Source organism: Lysobacter sp. 22409 (genome assembly GCF_052045105.1).
Taxonomy (GTDB): Bacteria; Pseudomonadota; Gammaproteobacteria; order Xanthomonadales; family Xanthomonadaceae; genus Lysobacter; species Lysobacter antibioticus_B.
On record NZ_JBQEOE010000006.1, the window covers coordinates 23,875 to 41,068 of the forward strand.

Sequence of the window (17,194 nt, forward strand, 5' to 3'; positions counted from 1 at the left end):
GCGGCCATTCGCGCAGTGGCGCGGAGTTCATGCCGTTGCGGTGCCCTCGCCCGATCGGGACGAGGGCGCCGCGGCGATGCGCTCGCCGGTTGGATCAACAGTCCGGAATTACCGCGCCGTTGTTGTCGCGCGCCTCGTCGTTGCCCCAGCGGCTCAGGTAATACGCCGACACCCAGGCCCCGGCCGGGCCGACGTCGAGATCGGTCTTGAGCCAGTAGTGGTTGTAGCTGGTGCCGACGCGCACTTCCTGGCCCCACGCCTTGCAGTAGACGTAATTGGTGCCTTGGTAGAGGGTGCCGACCGGGGTCAGGGTCGACGGCCATTTGTAGCCGGTGGCGTTGGCGAAGGTGTCGACCCAGTACTTGCCCGGCGGGTTCGGCGTGCCGCCGCCGTTGATCAGGCCGTAATAGCTCGACCACGGGAAGTACTTGCCGGGGTCGTAGCGGTTCTCGTTCTGGGTCAGCATGCCGTGGCCCTTGACCCGCACACTGTCGGGGACCAGATGCCAACTGTCGTAGCCGGGGCCGTTCCAGGCCGTGCGGCAATCGATGCCGCGGCGCGCGCAGATGCTCTTGGTCAGGCGCGCGGAGGCGTTGAGCATCGCCGCCGACCAGTTGCCGGCATCGGCGGCGCGGCCGTCGTGCTCGATGCCGACCGTGTAGTAGTTGTGGTACTTCGCATGCCAGGCCTGGCGGTTTTCCGCCACCATCTGGGTGATCTGGCCGTCGGACTTGCGGATCAGATAGTGCGCCGACACCTGCGCGCTCGGGTTCTGGAACCAGGCGATCGAGCCGGCGTAGGAGCCTTCCATCGTGTGCAGGATCACCGCGCTCATCGCGTTCGAGGCGGTGCTGTAGTTGCTCGGGCTGGCCGGATTCCAGATCGCTTCGCCGAAATCGACGGCCTTGGCGCCGGCATCGATCGCCGGCCGGGCCAACTGATCGGCGAGTGTACGGTCGACGCGGACGCTGTCGGCGCCGGCATCGATCAACAAGGTCGGTGCGCGCAGTTTCTGCAACTGACCGGCGCCGAAGGCGCGTTCGAGCCGCAGCGGTTGCGCCGGGATCTCGACGCCTTGGTCGTTGACGCCGCGTTCGAGCGTCTGCAGCACGCCATAAGCGAAGCTCTGTCGCGCGTAGTCGGCGATGCCGCCAGTGGAGGCGCCGTAGCCGGCGTAGCGTGCCAGCACCGGGGCCAGATCCTCGGCTTGGGCGAGGGCGTGGCTGCGCCGTTCGCCCTGGCTGGCGGCGAGCGCGCGGTCGAGCAGGGCGGCGCCGGCGAGGATGTTGCTTTGCGCATCGTCGATGACCTGCTGCGCGCTGCGCCCGATCAGGCGCGCGCCTTCGCCGACCTGATCGGCGAAACCGCCGCCGTGATAAAGGCCCATGACGCCGTAGGAACGCGGCATGTGCACATCGCGCGGGTTCTGCGCTTCGGGGGCGACGTGGTTCCAGCCGGTTTCGGCATAAGCGATCGCTTCCAGCGAGCCGGCCGGCAGGTTCGGATAACGCGCATAGGCGCGGCGGAAATACTCGGGATAGGACGCGCGCCGGGCTTGCGCCAGCACTTGCGCCTGGGTCTTGTCGAATTCGAAACGCAGAACCTCGAGGTCGGGACGGTCGGCCGCGACGGCCAGCGCCGAGGTCAGCAGCAGCGAACAGCCGAGGGCTGCGGCGAGTGAGTGCACATGCATCGAACGATCTCCTTCGGAGTGTGTAGTCCGTGGAAAGCCGCGTATGGATCCCGTTCGTTCATTGTCGTGAGCAACCGCAGGGTTTACGTGACCCGTTGCCGGAAACCGGCGCGTTGCGATGCGTCGATCTGTGCCGACGCTTCCAGTCCGGCGCTGTGGTGCGCTGTAGACGCGAATATTTCACTGCGATGAATGCGTTGCGCTGCCGGGCCCGATGCGGCGCCATGCGTCATGCATGAGGATCACCGGCGGCGGTCGCACCGATGGCTGGCACGGGCAGGATCGATTCACCGGAGCGCCTCGACTTCGTTGAAGCGCTTCGTTCGCTGAGGAATTCGCGTGGAAACAAGCCGCGCCCGGTGTGCGCTTCAGCCGCCGCCGGTTCAGACCGGCAGCGCCGTCTCGTTATCAAACGGCGCCGCGTTCGCTGCGCACCAATGCCATTCGTTGACGGCCAGACAGCGGCCGTCCGGCGCTCGCCTTGGGATCGCGATGCGTGGTGAGAGTACGAAACGGAGCGCCGTCGTCAGCGCGCCTTGCGGTGCGCGCAGTGCTCGAAACAGCGTTCGCGGCGATCGAGGCCCGGCGTCACGGCCGGAACCGCAACGTGCGCGTTACCAGCTGTCTTCGAGCATCCGCGGCTTGCATGCCAGGCGCCCGCCGATGACCAGCACCAACAGGCAGGCGCCGAGCATCGCGAACGGCCACGCCCAGCCGTGGCTGAGGTCGTGCAGCCAACCGAACAACAAGGGGCCGAGGCAGCTGAGGGTGTAGCCGAGCCCCTGCATGAAGCCCGACAGCGCGGCCGAGCCGGCCGGTGTGCGCGTGCGCAGGTTGATCAGGGTCAGCGACAGCGGGAAGGTGCTCGGGCCCAGGCCGATCAGCCCGACCCAGAGGAAGGTCAGGTGCATCGGCGCCAGCAGCAGGCCGGCGAAGCCGCCCAGGTAGGCCAGCATGCAGGCGATGACGATCGGAAACGGATTGGCGATGCGCACCGCGAGCGCGGGCATGCACAGCGCGCTGATCATGCCCAGGGTCGAGAACAGCGCGACCATGCTGCCGCCGAGCGCGGGGCTGCCGCCGGCTTCGATCAGAAGCTTCGGCAGCCAGGTGAACATCGAATAGGTGACCAGCGAGGTCATGCCGAACATCAGCGCCATGCCCCAGGCGACCGGCGAACGCCAGACCCGGCCGGGCGGGGTGGTGGCCGCGGGCGTGCCGAGTTCGGGCGCTTCGTCGCCGACGCAGACCGCATCGTCGTGGGCCCGCGCCAGCGCGCGCGCTTGCGCCGAGCGGCCGCGCGCCTCCATCCACAACACCGTGATCCACGGCAGCGCCGCGGCCACCGCCACCAGCGACCACGAGCCCAGCGAAGTGCGCCAACCGGCGGCCTGGGCCAGCGGCACCGCCGCCAATGCCGGCAGGATCGTGCCGAGCTGCAGCACGGTGATGTAGGCGGTGCTGACCGTGCCGACGCGATCGGCGAAATAGCGTTTGACCAGCGGCGGCAGCACGACGTTGCCGATGCCCATGCCGGCCAAGGCGAACGCCGAGGCGATCAGCAATTGCCCGGTGCTGCCGACGAAGGCGCGCGCGAGCAGGCCGAGCGCGGCCATCGCCATCGCCAGCAGGGCGGCGCGTTCCAGGCCGATGCGGTGGGCCAGTGCCGGCGTCGCCACGCCGAACAGTGCGAACGCAGCGGTTGGCACCATCCCGAACACGCCGGTCATGGTCGAACCGAAGCCGAACTCGCGGCCGAGCGCGTCGAGCAAAGGCGTCAGCGAGGTGACCGCGGTGCGCAGGGTGAACGCCGACAGGACGATGCCGACCAGCACCCAGGCGCGTCCCTGCCACAGCGGGCGTGCGATCGGGGCGGAAACGGCGGCGGTGGCGCTCATGGCAAGCTTCGTCGGAGAAAACGCGCCGGCATGCGATGCATGCGGCCGCGCGGGAAACTGGAATCGTCGGCGCCGTCGTGGACGGCGCGTCCGCAGCCGCGGACAGGCGATGGTGAGCGGACAGTGTGGCCAGTCGTACCCGCCGGCGCCAGCACCGCCGCGGCAACGGTCAGTTGCGGCAAAGTCGCGCCCGCTTCGCAGCCCCGTCACGCGCGCTGCGCTGCGGCGACCATCCTGCATCGAGGCGAGGTATCGTGATCGGGCCGCCGCCCCTGCGGCGCGATCCGCGGGGCGGCGTTCAGACATTCGAGGGAGCGCGGGATCGTGGTGGCAAGCAACGAGGTCCAGGACGGCATCGGCACAGCCGACGGCGGCAACACGCACAGTGCGACGGTGCCGCCGGCAGCGCCCGCGCTGGCGCCGCTGCCTTATCACGCGGCCCTGGTCGCGCATCTCAAGCGCGCCGAAGCCGAGGTTTGGGCCTGGGCGTCCTCGCTCAGCGTGCAGGCCCAGCACGCCCAGGGACTGCGCGCCGAACTGTTGCGCAAGACCTACCGCCTGACGCCGGAATCGCACCCGCAGGCGCATGCGATCTGCGCCACGGTCATGCAACGGCTCGGCATCGAGGCGGCGACGACCCTGTACCAAGCCAGCGACGGCGCGATGGGCGCCAGCCTGTGGTACCTGCCCGGCGAAGCGCATGTGGTTCTGCAAGGGCCGGTGCTCGAACGTCTCGACGCGACCGAACTGAGCGCCTTGCTCGGTCACGAGCTCGCGCATTACCGGCTGTGGGCGCTCGACGGCGGCGACTACTACACCGCGCAGCGCATCCTCGATCACTGTATGGCCGACCCTCAGGCCGCCGCCAGCCATGCCGAGAGCGCGCGCCTGTACAGCCTCTACACCGAGATCTACGCCGACCGCGGCGCGGCGATCGCCGCGCAGTCGGCGACGCCGGCGATCGCGATCCTGGTCAAGGTGCACACCGGCCTGGGCAGCGTCGATCCGGCGGCCTACCTGCGCCAGGCCGAGGAGCTCGAATCGACCGACGGGCGCCGCTGCGAAGGCCATTCGCATCCGGAAAGCTATCTGCGCGCGCAGGCGGTCGAACGCTGGTGGCATGGAGCCGCCGATACCGATGCCTGGCTGCGCCGGCGCCTGCAAGGCCCGCTGTCGGCCGATCGTCTCGATCTGCTCGACCAACTCGCATTGAGCGCGCTCACCCGGCGCTTCATCGCCCGTCTGCTGCGGCTGGAAGCCTTGGGCGGCGAACTCGCGCAACAGCAGGCACGCGCCTATTTTCCCGATTGGGGCGCCGACGAAGCGGCCGCCAGCGACGATGAACTGAGCGCCGAACGCATCGACGACAGCGTGCGCCGTTACCTGCACTGCGTGATGCTGGATTTCGCCCTGATCGACGAAGCGCAGCGCGAAGCGGCGGTATTCGAGGCGGCGCGCCTGGCCGAAACGATGGGCGGCCGCAGCGAGTTCATTGCTGCGCTCAAGCGCGACGCGGGGCTCGGCAAACGCGAACTCGACAAGCTCGCGCGCCGCCTCGACAAGGAACCGAGCGCATGAACGAGCCCGAGAACGAGACGCTAAACGGACCGGCGAACGAGCCGGCCTTGCCGACCCAGGCGAGCAGCCTGCGTGCGGTGGTCGAAGCCCAGCGCGGTGCCGGGTTGGCCACCGACGACGTTTTGTTCCTGGCCTTGCCGCTGTTCCGTACGGTCGCGCAGTTGCATGCGCACGGACGCGTCGCCGCGCTGGGCGCCGACGATATCGTCCAGGTCGCCGGCCAGGGCCTGAGCCTGCGCGCAGCCGACGGACGCCTGCCGCGGCTCGAACTGGACGCGATACGACGCCTGCAACCGCCGCCGGGCTCGACCTTGAACATCGTCGGCGAGTTGCGCGTCACCCAGGACGCCGCACACGGCGCACGGGTCGAGAACCTGCAGACCCAGCGCGATGCCGCGCAGCCGATCGAGCATCCGGTGTACCTGCCGGGCTATACCTCGTGGGAACTGGCGCTCGGCCATCACGACGAAATCGGCGACATCTTCCAACTCGGGCAAGTGCTCGCCAGCCTGGCTTGCGGGCTCGACTTCGACGACGGCGACGACCTGGAACTGTTCGCCGCGCAACGGCAGAACCTGTTCCGGATCAACCCGCGCCTGAACCCGGTGCTCGCCGCGATCGTGGTCGAGATGACCGCCCTGAATCGCCACGAACGCGCTACCGACCTGGCCTCGATCGTGCGCCGCCTGGAGACTTATCGCGATCAGCCGGTGAGCCTGGATGTCGAGCGCGTCCTGTCCGGCGCCCAGGGCGAGGTCTCGCGCCGCGTCGCGGTGCTGTCGCATCTGCGCGACCGTTTGTTCGACTTGTCGCGGCGCAATCGCCTGCTGCAGTTCCGCCCGACCCAGGCCAGCGTCAACCTGACCATCGCCAGCGTGCCGATCGTGCTGCAGCTCGGCAGCATCCGTCCCGAACAGCTGTGCACCTGGAGCGGCGAGTTCGCCGACGAAGTGATCGCGGGCAAGGCGGTCAGCCTGCATCGCTGGCTGCGTTTCGAAGACCAGCCGTATCTGCCGGGCGCGCTCGACCGCATCGCCCAGGAAACCCGGCGCGACCGCGCCGAGTACGGCTTCAGTCATCTGCGCCTGGTGGTCGCGTTCCTGCGCTGGCACAACCTCAAGGAAGATCCCGAACAGCGCATGGTCTCGCCGCTGTTGTGGCTGCCGGTCGAGCTGGTGCGCAAGAAGGGCGTGCGCGATCAGTACGTCATCCAGTGCGAAGACGGCGAAGCCGAGTTCAACCCGGCCCTGCGCCATTACCTGCGCCAGCTCTACGACATCCGCCTGCCCGAGACCGTCGACCTGCAGAAGGTCTCGCTGGAATCGATCCATGCCGATCTGGCCGCGCAGATCCGCGCCTCCGAGCCCGGGGTCGAGCTGCGCTTGCAACGCAAGCCGGCGATCGAGCTGATCCGCCGCAAGGCGGTGCAACGCCTGCAGCAGTATCAGCGTCGCAGCGGCGGACGCGTGCGCAGCGACGGTCAGCGCCCGGACTTCAGTTACGAACGCGACGACTACCGTCCGCTGGGTTTGGCCTTGTTCCGCCAGCACGTCCAGCCGAGCCCCTTGCCGCTGCGCGGCGCGGTCGGTGCGGCCCCGACGCCGACTCCGCTGCACATGAGCGCGAGTGCGGACGAGGTCGAGCACACGACTTACGCCCTGCAGGACGACAACGGCCATGCCTACGCCTGGGATTTCGACCTGACCCAGGTCACCCTGGCCAATTTCAACTACCGCAAGATGTCGCTGGTGCGCGACTACGCGCAACTGATCGAAGAAGGCGCCGCCAACCCGGCCTTCGACAAGGTGTTCTCGATCGAGCCGCGCGAGGTCGACATCGCCGCGCCGCCGCCGATTGCGCCGGCGGAGCAGTGGAACGTGATCGCCAGCGACGCCACCCAGACCGCCGCGGTGGCCTTGGCCCGCGGCGGCCGCAGTTTCATCATCCAGGGGCCGCCCGGCACCGGTAAGTCGCAGACCATCACCAACCTGATCGCCGACTATGCCGGCCGCGGCCAGCGCGTGCTGTTCGTGTGCGAGAAGCGCGCGGCGCTGGACGTGGTGTTCCATCGTCTCAAGCAGGCCGGCCTGGATGAGCTGTGTTGCCTGATCCACGATTCGCAGACCGACAAGAAGGCCTTCGTGCAGAACCTGCGCGAGGGTTACGAACGCTGGGTCGCCCAGCCGCATCAGCACGAGCGCCTGAGTCAGTCGCGCGCCGCGAGCCTGGACGAATTGGCCGGGCAACTCGGCCGGATCGAAGGCTACGAGCGCGGCATGACGCAGATGCCGGAACGCTTGGCCTGCAGCGTGCGCAGCCTGTTGCGGCGTTCGATCGAGCTGCCGCCGATGCAGGCCGAGATCGGTGCGGCCGAACGCGAGCGTCTGCCCGACTACGCGGTGTGGGAGCGCAATCGCGAATCCGGCGAGCGCTTGCGCGCCTTGCTGCAGGAGCGCTTCGGCCTCGATCGCCTCGCCGGTCATCCGTTCGCGCGCCTGTCGGCGGGTCTGCTCGGCGACGAACGCGCCTATGCACAGACCGTGGCCTGCCTCGACGAGTGCGAGCCGCTGCTCGACCGCCTCGATGCCGCATTCGAGGACGAGAGCAGCCTGTTGAATCCTCAGCGGGGTCTGGCCGACGCGGTGCAGGCGTCGTCGATGGCCCGGCGACTGCGCGATGCCCGATTGGCGGCGCATCCGGATTTGCTCGATGCCGGTTCGACCGCAAGCGCGCAACTGCGGCGCGAGCGCGACGAACTCGACGGCCTGGACCGGCGCCGCGCCGAAGCCGGGCAGGGCACCGTGCACTGGCGCGCGCCGTTCTCGGTGCAGGACACCGAGGCGGCCTTGGCGATCGCGCGCCGCGACGAAGCCTCGCTGCTGCGCTGGCTCAAGCCGTCGTGGTGGCGCCTGCGCGGCGTGCTGTCGCGCAGCTACGACTTCGCCCAGCACGCGGTGCATCCGAGTTATAGCCAGGTGCTGCAGGCCAAGGCCGCTCACCATCAGGCGGACGCGGCTTATGTGCAGGCCGAAGAGCGCCTGCGCGCACGCCTGGACACGCCCGCGGCGGCCGCCTGTCTGGCCACGCTCGACCAATGGACCAGCGCGTCGGCGGCCTCGCCGGTGCTGCGCGAGTTGCTCGAACGCTTACGCGCGGCGCCGGACCCGCTCGCCCATGCCGCCCGCGAAGCCGAGTACGCCGCCCCGCTGGTGCGCCTGCAGGAGATCGTCGACGGTCGCCTCGACATGCCGAACAACGTAAGTCTCGGCGAGCTGGCGGAATGGACCCGCGACCTGCGCGAGAGCCTCGACGATTTGCCGGATTTCCTGCCGTCGCTGCGCGCGGTCCATCAGGCCGGTCCGGCCTATGCGCACGCCATGCAGCAGGTCGATCTGCCGGCACCGCAACTCGAAGCCCTGGTCGCCGACGAGGCGCTGGCCCGCTTGTACCGTGAGCAACCCGAACTCGCGCGCTTCGACGGCCGTACCCTGGCCGACGCAGCGCAGCGCGTCGCCCGCGCCGAGCGTCAGTTGCTCGAACGCAATGCCGCGGTGGTGCGGGCGACCCTGCACCGCAGCTTCCTCGAACACGTGCGCCAGTCCTCGCTGTCGGCCAGCCAGCTCGACAGCGACGGCAAGCTGTTCAAAAAACGCTACGCGACCGGCCGGCGCGAGCTCGAACACGAGTTCGGCAAGAGCATGCGTTACCGCTCGATCCGCGAACTCGCCGGCGGCGATACCGGGCTGGTCGTCAACGACCTGAAACCGATCTGGCTGATGAGCCCGTTGTCGGTATCCGACACCTTGCCGCTCGCCGCCGATCTGTTCGATGTGGTGATCTTCGACGAAGCCAGCCAGATCCCGACCGAAGAAGCGGTGCCGGCGCTGAGCCGCGCGCGCCAGGCGGTGGTGGTCGGCGACGAGATGCAGTTGCCGCCGACCAGCTTCTTCTCCACGGCCGGCGACGAGGACGACATGCAGGTCGTCGCCGAAGAGGACGGTGAGCGCATCGCGATCAATCTCGACGCCGACAGCCTGCTCAACCAGGCCGCGCGCAACCTGCCGGCGACCTTGCTGGCCTGGCATTACCGCAGCCGTCACGAGGCGCTCATCAGTTTCTCCAACGCCGCTTTCTACGATGGCCGCCTGATCACCATCCCCGATCGCCGGCTCGACGCGCGCGTCGACGAGTCCCTGAGCGTACGCGCCGCCGAAGCGCAGGCCGCGGTGGCCGGCGTCGACGCGCTGCTGGCGCGGCCGATCAGCCACCACCGGGTCGAGGACGGCGTCTACGCCAACCGCTGCAACCTGGCCGAGGCGCGCTACATCGCAGGCCTGGTGCGCGAGCTGCTGCGCCGCGAGACCGGCCTGAGCCTGGGCGTGGTCGCCTTTTCCGAAGCGCAACAGGGCGAGATCGAATCGGCGCTGGAGGCCTTGGCGGCCGAGGACGCCGACTTCGCCGTGCGCCTGGAGCGCGAGTACCTGCGCGAAGACGACGACCAGTTCTGCGGTTTGTTCGTCAAGAACCTGGAGAACGTACAGGGCGACGAACGCGACCTGATCCTGCTGAGCATCTGCTACGCGCCCGGCGCCGACGGCCGTATGTTGATGAACTTCGGTCCGATCAACCAGCGCGGCGGCGAGAAGCGCCTCAACGTGATCTTCAGCCGTGCCAAGCACCGCATGGCGGTGGTCAGCACGATCCGCGCCGACGCGATCACCAACACCCACAACGACGGCGCCGCCGCCTTGCGCGCCTTCCTGCAGTTCGCAGAGGCCAGCGCGCGCGGCGAATCCGAACGCTCGCAGACCGTGCTGGGCGCCTTGAACCCCGGCGCCGAGCGGGCCTTCGCCAGTGCGCCGAAGCGCGACGCCTTCCGCGCCGCGCTGTTGCGCGCCCTGCGCGAACGCGGCCATGTCGTCCACGAACATGTCGGGCGCTCGCAGTTCCGCTGCGACCTGGGCATCGCCGACCCGGGCGGCGAAGGTTATGCGCTGGCGATCCTGCTCGATGCGCCCGATGTCGACGGCGAGGCGGTGCCCGTGGACGTGCGCGAACGCTATGTGTTCCGCCCCGGCATCCTGCGCGCCTTCGGTTGGCGGGTGATCGACCTGCCATCGAGCGAGTGGTTGCGCAACCCGCAGGCGATGCTGGAACGCATCGAAGCCAGCATGCAGGCCGATCACGGTGCGGCCGAGGAAGCGCCGGCCGCTGATGCAGCCGTGGCCGACGATACCGCCAGCAAGGTCGAGACCGTTTCGATGCCGATGGACACGGCTGTGCCGGAGGCGGCCGTGTCGACGCCGACGGCCGCACCGGTCCTGCGCGAGTTCCTGCTGCAACAGGGCAGCTCGAACAAGTTCTGGCGCATCGGTCAGCACGAGGGCGAGATGACCGTGGTGTTCGGCCGGGTCGGCACGCGCGGGCAAACACTGATCAAGCAGTTCGACACGCCGGAACGCGCCGAGCGCGAAGTCATCAAGCTGGTCGAGGAAAAGCTGCGCAAGGGCTATACGGAGGCCGCGCTGGGCTGAGCCGATGGAACGCTCCGATCCGCTGGTGCGGCACGGAGCCGGTTGAACCTCATCGGTTCAGGCCGCATCGTGAAGGTTCATTCCAACCGCCTCGTGCGCAGCCCTCCCATGACCCAGCCCGCCTCCAACCCGCGCCGCGCGTCAAGATCGACTTCGTTTCCGACGTGGTCTGCCCCTGGTGCGCGGTCGGCCTGAAATCGCTGGAGCAAGCCATCGCCAGGATCGGCGACGAGGTCGAGGTCGAACTGCATTTCCAGCCGTTCGAACTCAACCCGCAGATGGCGCCCGAAGGCGAGAGCATCGACGAGCATCTGGCGCACAAGTACGGCCTCACCCCGCAGCAGCTCGCCCAGAACCGCGATGCCCTGCGCCAGCGCGGCGCCGCGGTCGGTTTCGAGTTCAACGCGCGCGACCGCATCTACAACACCTTCGATGCCCACCGCCTGCTGCACTGGGCCGCCACCGAAGGCGCCGCCCAGGAACACGCGCTCAAGAACGCGCTGCTCAAGGCCTATTTCACCGACAGCCAGGACGTGTCCGCCCACGACATCCTCGCCCGTGCCGCCACCGAAGCCGGGCTCGACGAAGCGCGCGCACGCGCGGTGTTGGCGTCCGACGAATACGCCGACGACGTCCGCGAGCAAGAGCGCTTCTACCAAAGCCAGGGCATCCGCGCTGTGCCCTCGGTGATCATCAACGACCGCCATCTGATCCAGGGCGGCCAGCCGGTCGAACAGTTCGAAGCCGCGCTGCGGCAGATCGCGGGCTTGCCGGTGTCCGGCAAGGCCTGATCGCCGGTGTTATCGGCGGACAGGGGCGCGATGGCGCCCTTGTTCGTTGTGGTTCGTTGAATCCTCCGGCAGCGCCATCCCGTGCGCTATCGGGGATCGCGTTGTCGTTATCGCCATTACCGCCAGCATCGTTGATTCAAGCTCCATCCCGATTCCTGGGGTGGGATGCGCCGGGTTGAGCGAGTCTGCCAAGGTCGTACCGGTCATCGAAGCACCGTCGGCTCGTGGCGAGGGTGTATGCCATCAAGCCTTGTCTTGATTCCGTCCGATCCGTAGCATGCGCCTCGCGATCAACAGGGTCGCATCCCCTCTTTGCCAGCCACGGCTCCGCGCCTGCCAGCTTCTTTTTTCGTTGTCTGGGGGCTAGGGCGAGACACCCGCATACCGATGACTTCGTCGGCAGTGGCCCAAGACGGATTTGCGTAGTGCGCCTACGTTCCATCAACTACTACCTGTTGCTCATGCTTGGCGTAGCCACGGCTACGGTCGTGCTGTCCATTGCGAGGACGCTCTACTACTTCGCAATCGACCGGCAACCCGAAATGTCGCCGATCATGTTCATCGTCTTTGCGCCTATCGTGGCTCTGCCTTTCATGCTCGTCGCCGCTTTGGCCGAGCTCGTGGCAAGACGATTGCTGCCTCGGCTGAAACGACCAAGCCGGTTGTGGTCCTTGTTGATCGGCGCGTCCTACACCTCGCCGCTGTTCGGGCTGATCGACACGCACTTGCTCGTGCTCTGTCTGTTGATCAATCCCGTCGTCATGCATGTCCTGCTCGCGCGGCGCGAGCGCGCTGACGCGCTCGACCGTTCACTGAGTTGATGGCTCGCCGCCGGTAGTCGCCCGCGGTCCCGCGTCACGGCGTCCGATGCCGGCATGTCTGCTCCGCCGCAATCCGGCCTTTGCCGACTCGGCCGAAAGCCCAAGCCCTCGCGACCGCCTGACCTTGCAGATCGAGCGTTTTCGGCGCTGCTCTGCACAAAAACGCGCCGGAAGCCCGAAAAACGCATGGAAAACCCGCCTGAACGGGCTGGGGGCGGGTTGACCTCGGTTGGCTTAGAAAAGAGAATGATCGTTCATTCTTTGAAGTGGCCGCGGTCCGTCCGACCGCCACAACGTCCTGAGGCTCCCCCATGCCGTCGCGCAAGTCCATGTCCTATAAGGCAATTCTCACTGTCTCCGTGCTCGCTTTGGCGCTCGCCGCCTGCGGCAAGGGCGGCGATCAACAAGGCGGCCCAGGCGGTCCCGGCGGCCAGAAGGGCCAGGTCACGGTGGTGACCCTAAAGCCCGAGACCATCACCCTGACCCGCGAGCTGCCGGGGCGCACCAGCGCTTCGCTGATCGCCGAGGTCCGGCCGCAGGTCAACGGCATCGTCGAGAAGCGTCTGTTCACCGAAGGCGGCCTGGTCCGCGCCGGGCAGCCGCTGTACCAGCTCGACGACAAGACCTATGCCGCCGACCTCGAAACCGCCAAGGCCACCCTGGCCCGCGGCGAAGCGGCGTTGAATTCGGCGCGCCTCAACGCGCGCCGCTCCAGCGACCTGGTCAAGATCGACGCGGTCAGCAAGCAGGACGATGAAACCGCGGTCGCCACGCTCAAGCAGAGCCAGGCCGACGTGTCCGCCGGCCGCGCTTCGGTGCAGAGCGCCAGCGTGATCCTCGGCCGTGCGCGCATCACCTCGCCGATCAGCGGCCGCATCGGCAAGTCCGCGGTGACGCAGGGCGCGCTGGTCACGGCCAACCAAGCCGAACCGCTGGCGGTGGTGCAGCAGCTCGATCCGGTCCACGTCGACATCAGCCAGTCCAGCGCCGAATTGCTCGCCCTGCGCAAGCAGATCGCCGCCGGCACCCTGACCGAGGCGGTCACGCCGGTGACGATCCTGCTCGAAGACGGCAGCAAGTACCCGTTGGAAGGCAAGCTGGCGTTCTCGGAAGTCACCGTCGACGAAGGCACCGGCAGCTTCCTGCTGCGCGTGGTGGTGCCGAACCCCGACAACATCCTGATGCCCGGCATGTACGTGCGGGCCCTGGTCGGTACCGGCGTGCGCCAGAACGCGTTGTTGGTGCCGCAGCAGGGCATTTCGCGCGATCCCAAGGGCGCGGCGACCGCGATGGTCGTCAACGCCAAGGGTCAGGTCGAGCCGCGCGAGGTCCAGGTCAGCCAGGCCATCGGCGACAAGTGGCTGGTCGAAGGCGGCCTGAAGGCCGGCGACAAGGTCATCGTCGAAGGCCTGCAGAAAATCGGCCCCGGCATGCCGGTCGACGCGACCGAAAAGGGCGCAGCGCCGGCCAAGCCGGCCGCGGCCGCCGCCGCGCCGAAGCAGTAATCGGAGAAATTCATGGCACGGTTCTTTATCGATCGCCCGATCTTTGCCTGGGTCCTGGCGATCATCATCATGCTCGGTGGCGCGATTGCGATCACCCAGCTGCCGATCTCGCAGTACCCCACCATCGCGCCGCCGACCGTATCGGTGAACGCGTCCTACCCCGGCGCCTCGGCTAAGGCCGTCGAAAACTCGGTGACCCAGATCATCGAGCAGAACATGAAGGGCATCGACGGCCTGATGTACATGTCGGCGACCAGTTCGTCCGACGGCCAGTCCGGCGTCACCCTGACCTTCGAAAGCGGTACCGACCCCGACATCGCCCAAGTGCAGGTGCAGAACAAGCTGCAGCTGGCCACGCCGTTGCTGCCGCAGATCGTGCAGCAGCAGGGCGTGAGCGTGTCGAAGGCGAACTCGGCCTTCCTGCTGGTGATCGGCTTCGTGTCCGAAGACGGCAGCATGAGCGGCGCCGACATCGCCGACTACGTCGCCGCCAACCTGGTCGATCCGCTCGCCCGCGTCGACGGCGTCGGCAGCACCCAGCTGTTCGGCACCAAGTACGCGATGCGCATCTGGCTCGACCCGGACAAGCTCAACACCTACAAGCTGACCCCGACCGACGTCATCAACGCCCTGCGTGCGCAGAACGCCCAAGTCGCGGTCGGCCAGCTCGGCGGCACGCCGTCGGTGAAGGGCCAGCAGCTCAACGCCACCGTCACCGCGCAGGATCGCCTGCAGACGGCCGAACAGTTCCAGAACATCGTCGTGCGCGCCAACAGCAGCGGCGCGGTGTTGAAGCTGTCCGACGTGGCCCGGGTCGAACTGGGCCAGGAGGACTACAGCACCATCGCCCGCTTCAACGGCAAGCCGGCCACCGGTATCGCCATTTCGCTGGCGACTGGCGCCAATGCGCTGGCCACCGCGCAGGCCATCCAGGCCGAACTCGAGCAGCTCAAGCCCTCGTTCCCGCAGGGCCTGAAGGCGGTGACCCCGTTCGACACCACGCCGTTCGTGCGCGTGGCGATCGAGGAAGTGGTCAAGACCCTGCTCGAAGCGATCCTGCTGGTGTTCCTGGTCATGTACCTGTTCCTGCAGAACTTCCGCGCCACCTTGATCCCGACGATCGCGGTGCCGGTGGTGTTGCTGGGTACGTTCGGCTTGCTCGCGCTGTTCGGTTATTCGGTCAACATGCTGACCATGTTCGCGGTGGTGCTGGCGATCGGCCTGTTGGTCGACGACGCCATCGTCGTGGTCGAGAACGTCGAACGCGTGATGAGCGAAGAAGGGCTGTCGCCCATCGAAGCCACGCGCAAATCGATGGACCAGATCACCGGCGCGCTGGTCGGCATCGGCCTGGTGCTGTCGGCGGTGTTCGTGCCGATGGCTTTCCTCGGCGGCGCGACGGGCGTGATCTATCGCCAGTTCTCGGTCACCATCGTCTCGGCGATGGCGCTGTCGGTGCTGGTCGCGATCGTGCTGACCCCGGCGCTGTGCGCGACCATGCTCAAGCAGATCGAGAAGGGGCACCACGCTTCCGACAAGGGCTTCTTCGGCTGGTTCAACGACAAGTTCGACCGCGGCAACAAGAAGTACCAGGGCGCGGTGCACGGCATCGTCACCCGCACCGGCCGCTTCATGATGGTGTTCGCGGCGATGGCGGCCTTGATGGCGGTGTTGTTCTTCCGTCTGCCGTCTTCGTTCCTGCCGCAGGAAGACCAGGGCTTCTTGTTCACCATCGTGCAGGCCCCGGTCGGCGCCACCCAGGAACGCACCGGCGAAGTGCTCAAGAAGGTCGAAGAGCAGTTCCTCGGCGACAAGGCGGTGGACTCGCTGTTCACCGTGCAGGGCTTCAGCTTCGCCGGTAACGGCCAGAATGCCGGTATGGCGTTCTCGCAGCTCAAGTCGTGGGAAGAGCGCGAAGCGACCTGGGGCGACCGCTGGCGTTGGTTGACCAGCTTCGGCAAGACGCCGATGCCGGACAACAGCGTCAACGCCGTGGTCGGCCGCGCCATGGGCAGCTTCATGCAGATCAAGGACGCGTTCGTGTTCGCGCTGGCGCCGCCGGCGGTGTTCGAACTCGGCAACTCCAACGGTTTCGTGTTCTACCTCAAGGACAACGGTGCGCTCGGCCACGATGCGTTGGTCGCCGCGCGTAACCAGTTCCTCGGCGCGGCCGGTCAAAGCGCGCTGCTGCAGAACGTGCGTCCGAACGGCATGGAAGACACGCCGCAGTTCCGCGTCGACGTCGACAACCAGAAGGCTTCGGCCCTGGGCCTGAACATCGCCGACATCAACTCGACCCTGCAGGCGGCCTGGGGCGGCCAGTACATCGACGACTTCGTCGACCGCGGCCGGGTCAAGCGCGTCTACATCCAGGCCGATGCGCCGTTCCGCATGGCGCCGACCGACTTCAACCGTTGGTACGTGCGCAACGACAAGGGCGAGATGGTGCCGTTTTCGGCGTTCGCCACCACGCGTTGGGAGTTCGGTTCGCCGCGTCTTGAGCGCTATAACGGCGTTTCGGCGCTGGAAATCAACGGCGAAGCCAAGCCGGGCGTGAGCTCGGGCGAGGCGATGGCCGAAGTCGAGAAGCTGGTCGCGCAACTGCCGGCGGGCATCGGTCTGGAATGGACCGGCCTGTCGTACCAGGAGCGTCAGGCCGGTGCGCAGACGCCGCTGTTGTACACGTTGTCGTTGCTGATCGTGTTCCTGTGTCTGGCCGCGATGTACGAAAGCTGGGCGATCCCGACCTCGGTGCTGCTGATCGCGCCGATGGGCATCCTCGGCACCGTGCTGGCGACCTGGATGCGCGGCATGGAGCGCGACGTCTACTTCCAGGTGGCGATGCTCACGACCGTGGGCCTGTCGAGCAAGAACGCGATCCTGATCGTGGAGTTCGCCAAGGAAAACCTCGAGAAGGGCATGGACCTGATCGCGGCGACCCTGGCCGCGGTCGGCGACCGTCTGCGCCCGATCATCATGACCTCGCTGGCATTCGGTCTCGGCGTGTTGCCGCTGGCGTTGGCGAGCGGCGCGGGTTCCGGCGCGCAGCGCGCGATCGGCACCGGCGTGCTCGGCGGCATGGTCGTGGGCACCTTCCTGGGTATCTTCTTCGTGCCGCTGTTCTTCGTGGTGGTCGAGAAGCTGTTCGTGAGAAAGAAGAAACATGCGGCCAAGGACACCCCTGCGCCCTCGCAGCCTGCCGCGGAAGGAGCGCAGAGCCATGAATAAGTTCGCCATCCATGCCCTGGCGCTCGCGGTGACGCTGGCCATGACCGGCTGCGTCAGCCTGGCGCCGAAGTTGCCCGCCGCCGATGCGGCGATCCCAGGCGAGTGGCCGTTGCCACCGATCACCCAGGCGTTCGCCGGCGCTGCGC

8 protein-coding genes are annotated in these 17,194 nt (G+C 67.7%); 6 read left to right on the forward strand and 2 right to left on the reverse strand.

What is annotated here, in order from left to right; all coding sequences use genetic code 11:
* Positions 1 to 94: 94 nt before the first annotated feature.
* Positions 95 to 1,693, reverse strand: a complete 1,599-nt coding sequence (locus ACTJJK_RS04760) for an N-acetylmuramoyl-L-alanine amidase (protein ID WP_440729630.1) — start codon at positions 1,691 to 1,693, stop codon at positions 95 to 97.
* A gap of 614 nt (positions 1,694 to 2,307) precedes the next feature.
* Positions 2,308 to 3,591 carry an MFS transporter gene (locus ACTJJK_RS04765; protein WP_031371065.1) on the reverse strand — a complete coding sequence of 428 codons (1,284 nt, stop codon included), beginning with the start codon at positions 3,589 to 3,591 and terminating at the stop codon, positions 2,308 to 2,310.
* A 324-nt stretch (positions 3,592 to 3,915) separates the two neighbouring features.
* Here ACTJJK_RS04765 and ACTJJK_RS04770 point away from each other — a divergent pair, with 324 nt between their 5' ends.
* The 6 genes from ACTJJK_RS04770 (at position 3,916) to ACTJJK_RS04795 (ending at position 17,048) form a co-directional block, all read left to right on the forward strand.
* A complete protein-coding gene (locus ACTJJK_RS04770) occupies positions 3,916 to 5,169 on the forward strand; it encodes a hypothetical protein (RefSeq protein WP_440729631.1) in 1,254 nt (417 codons plus the stop codon).
* A complete protein-coding gene (locus ACTJJK_RS04775; RefSeq protein WP_440729632.1) occupies positions 5,166 to 10,703 on the forward strand; it encodes an AAA domain-containing protein in 5,538 nt (1,845 codons plus the stop codon). The genes ACTJJK_RS04770 and ACTJJK_RS04775 overlap by 4 nt, the downstream gene beginning before the upstream one ends.
* 146 nt (positions 10,704 to 10,849) lie before the next feature.
* Positions 10,850 to 11,494 carry a DsbA family oxidoreductase gene (locus ACTJJK_RS04780; protein ID WP_440729690.1) on the forward strand — a complete coding sequence of 215 codons (645 nt, stop codon included), beginning with the start codon at positions 10,850 to 10,852 and terminating at the stop codon, positions 11,492 to 11,494.
* Between the two features lie 425 nt (positions 11,495 to 11,919).
* Positions 11,920 to 12,315, forward strand: a complete 396-nt coding sequence (locus ACTJJK_RS04785; protein ID WP_440729633.1) for a hypothetical protein — start codon at positions 11,920 to 11,922, stop codon at positions 12,313 to 12,315.
* Between the two features lie 329 nt (positions 12,316 to 12,644).
* A complete protein-coding gene (locus ACTJJK_RS04790; RefSeq protein ID WP_440729634.1) occupies positions 12,645 to 13,820 on the forward strand; it encodes an efflux RND transporter periplasmic adaptor subunit in 1,176 nt (391 codons plus the stop codon).
* A 12-nt stretch (positions 13,821 to 13,832) separates the two neighbouring features.
* The gene (locus ACTJJK_RS04795) at positions 13,833 to 17,048 is read left to right on the forward strand and encodes an efflux RND transporter permease subunit (RefSeq protein ID WP_440729635.1); all 3,216 of its coding nucleotides are present in this window, start codon (positions 13,833 to 13,835) and stop codon (positions 17,046 to 17,048) included.
* Positions 17,049 to 17,194: the final 146 nt, after the last annotated feature.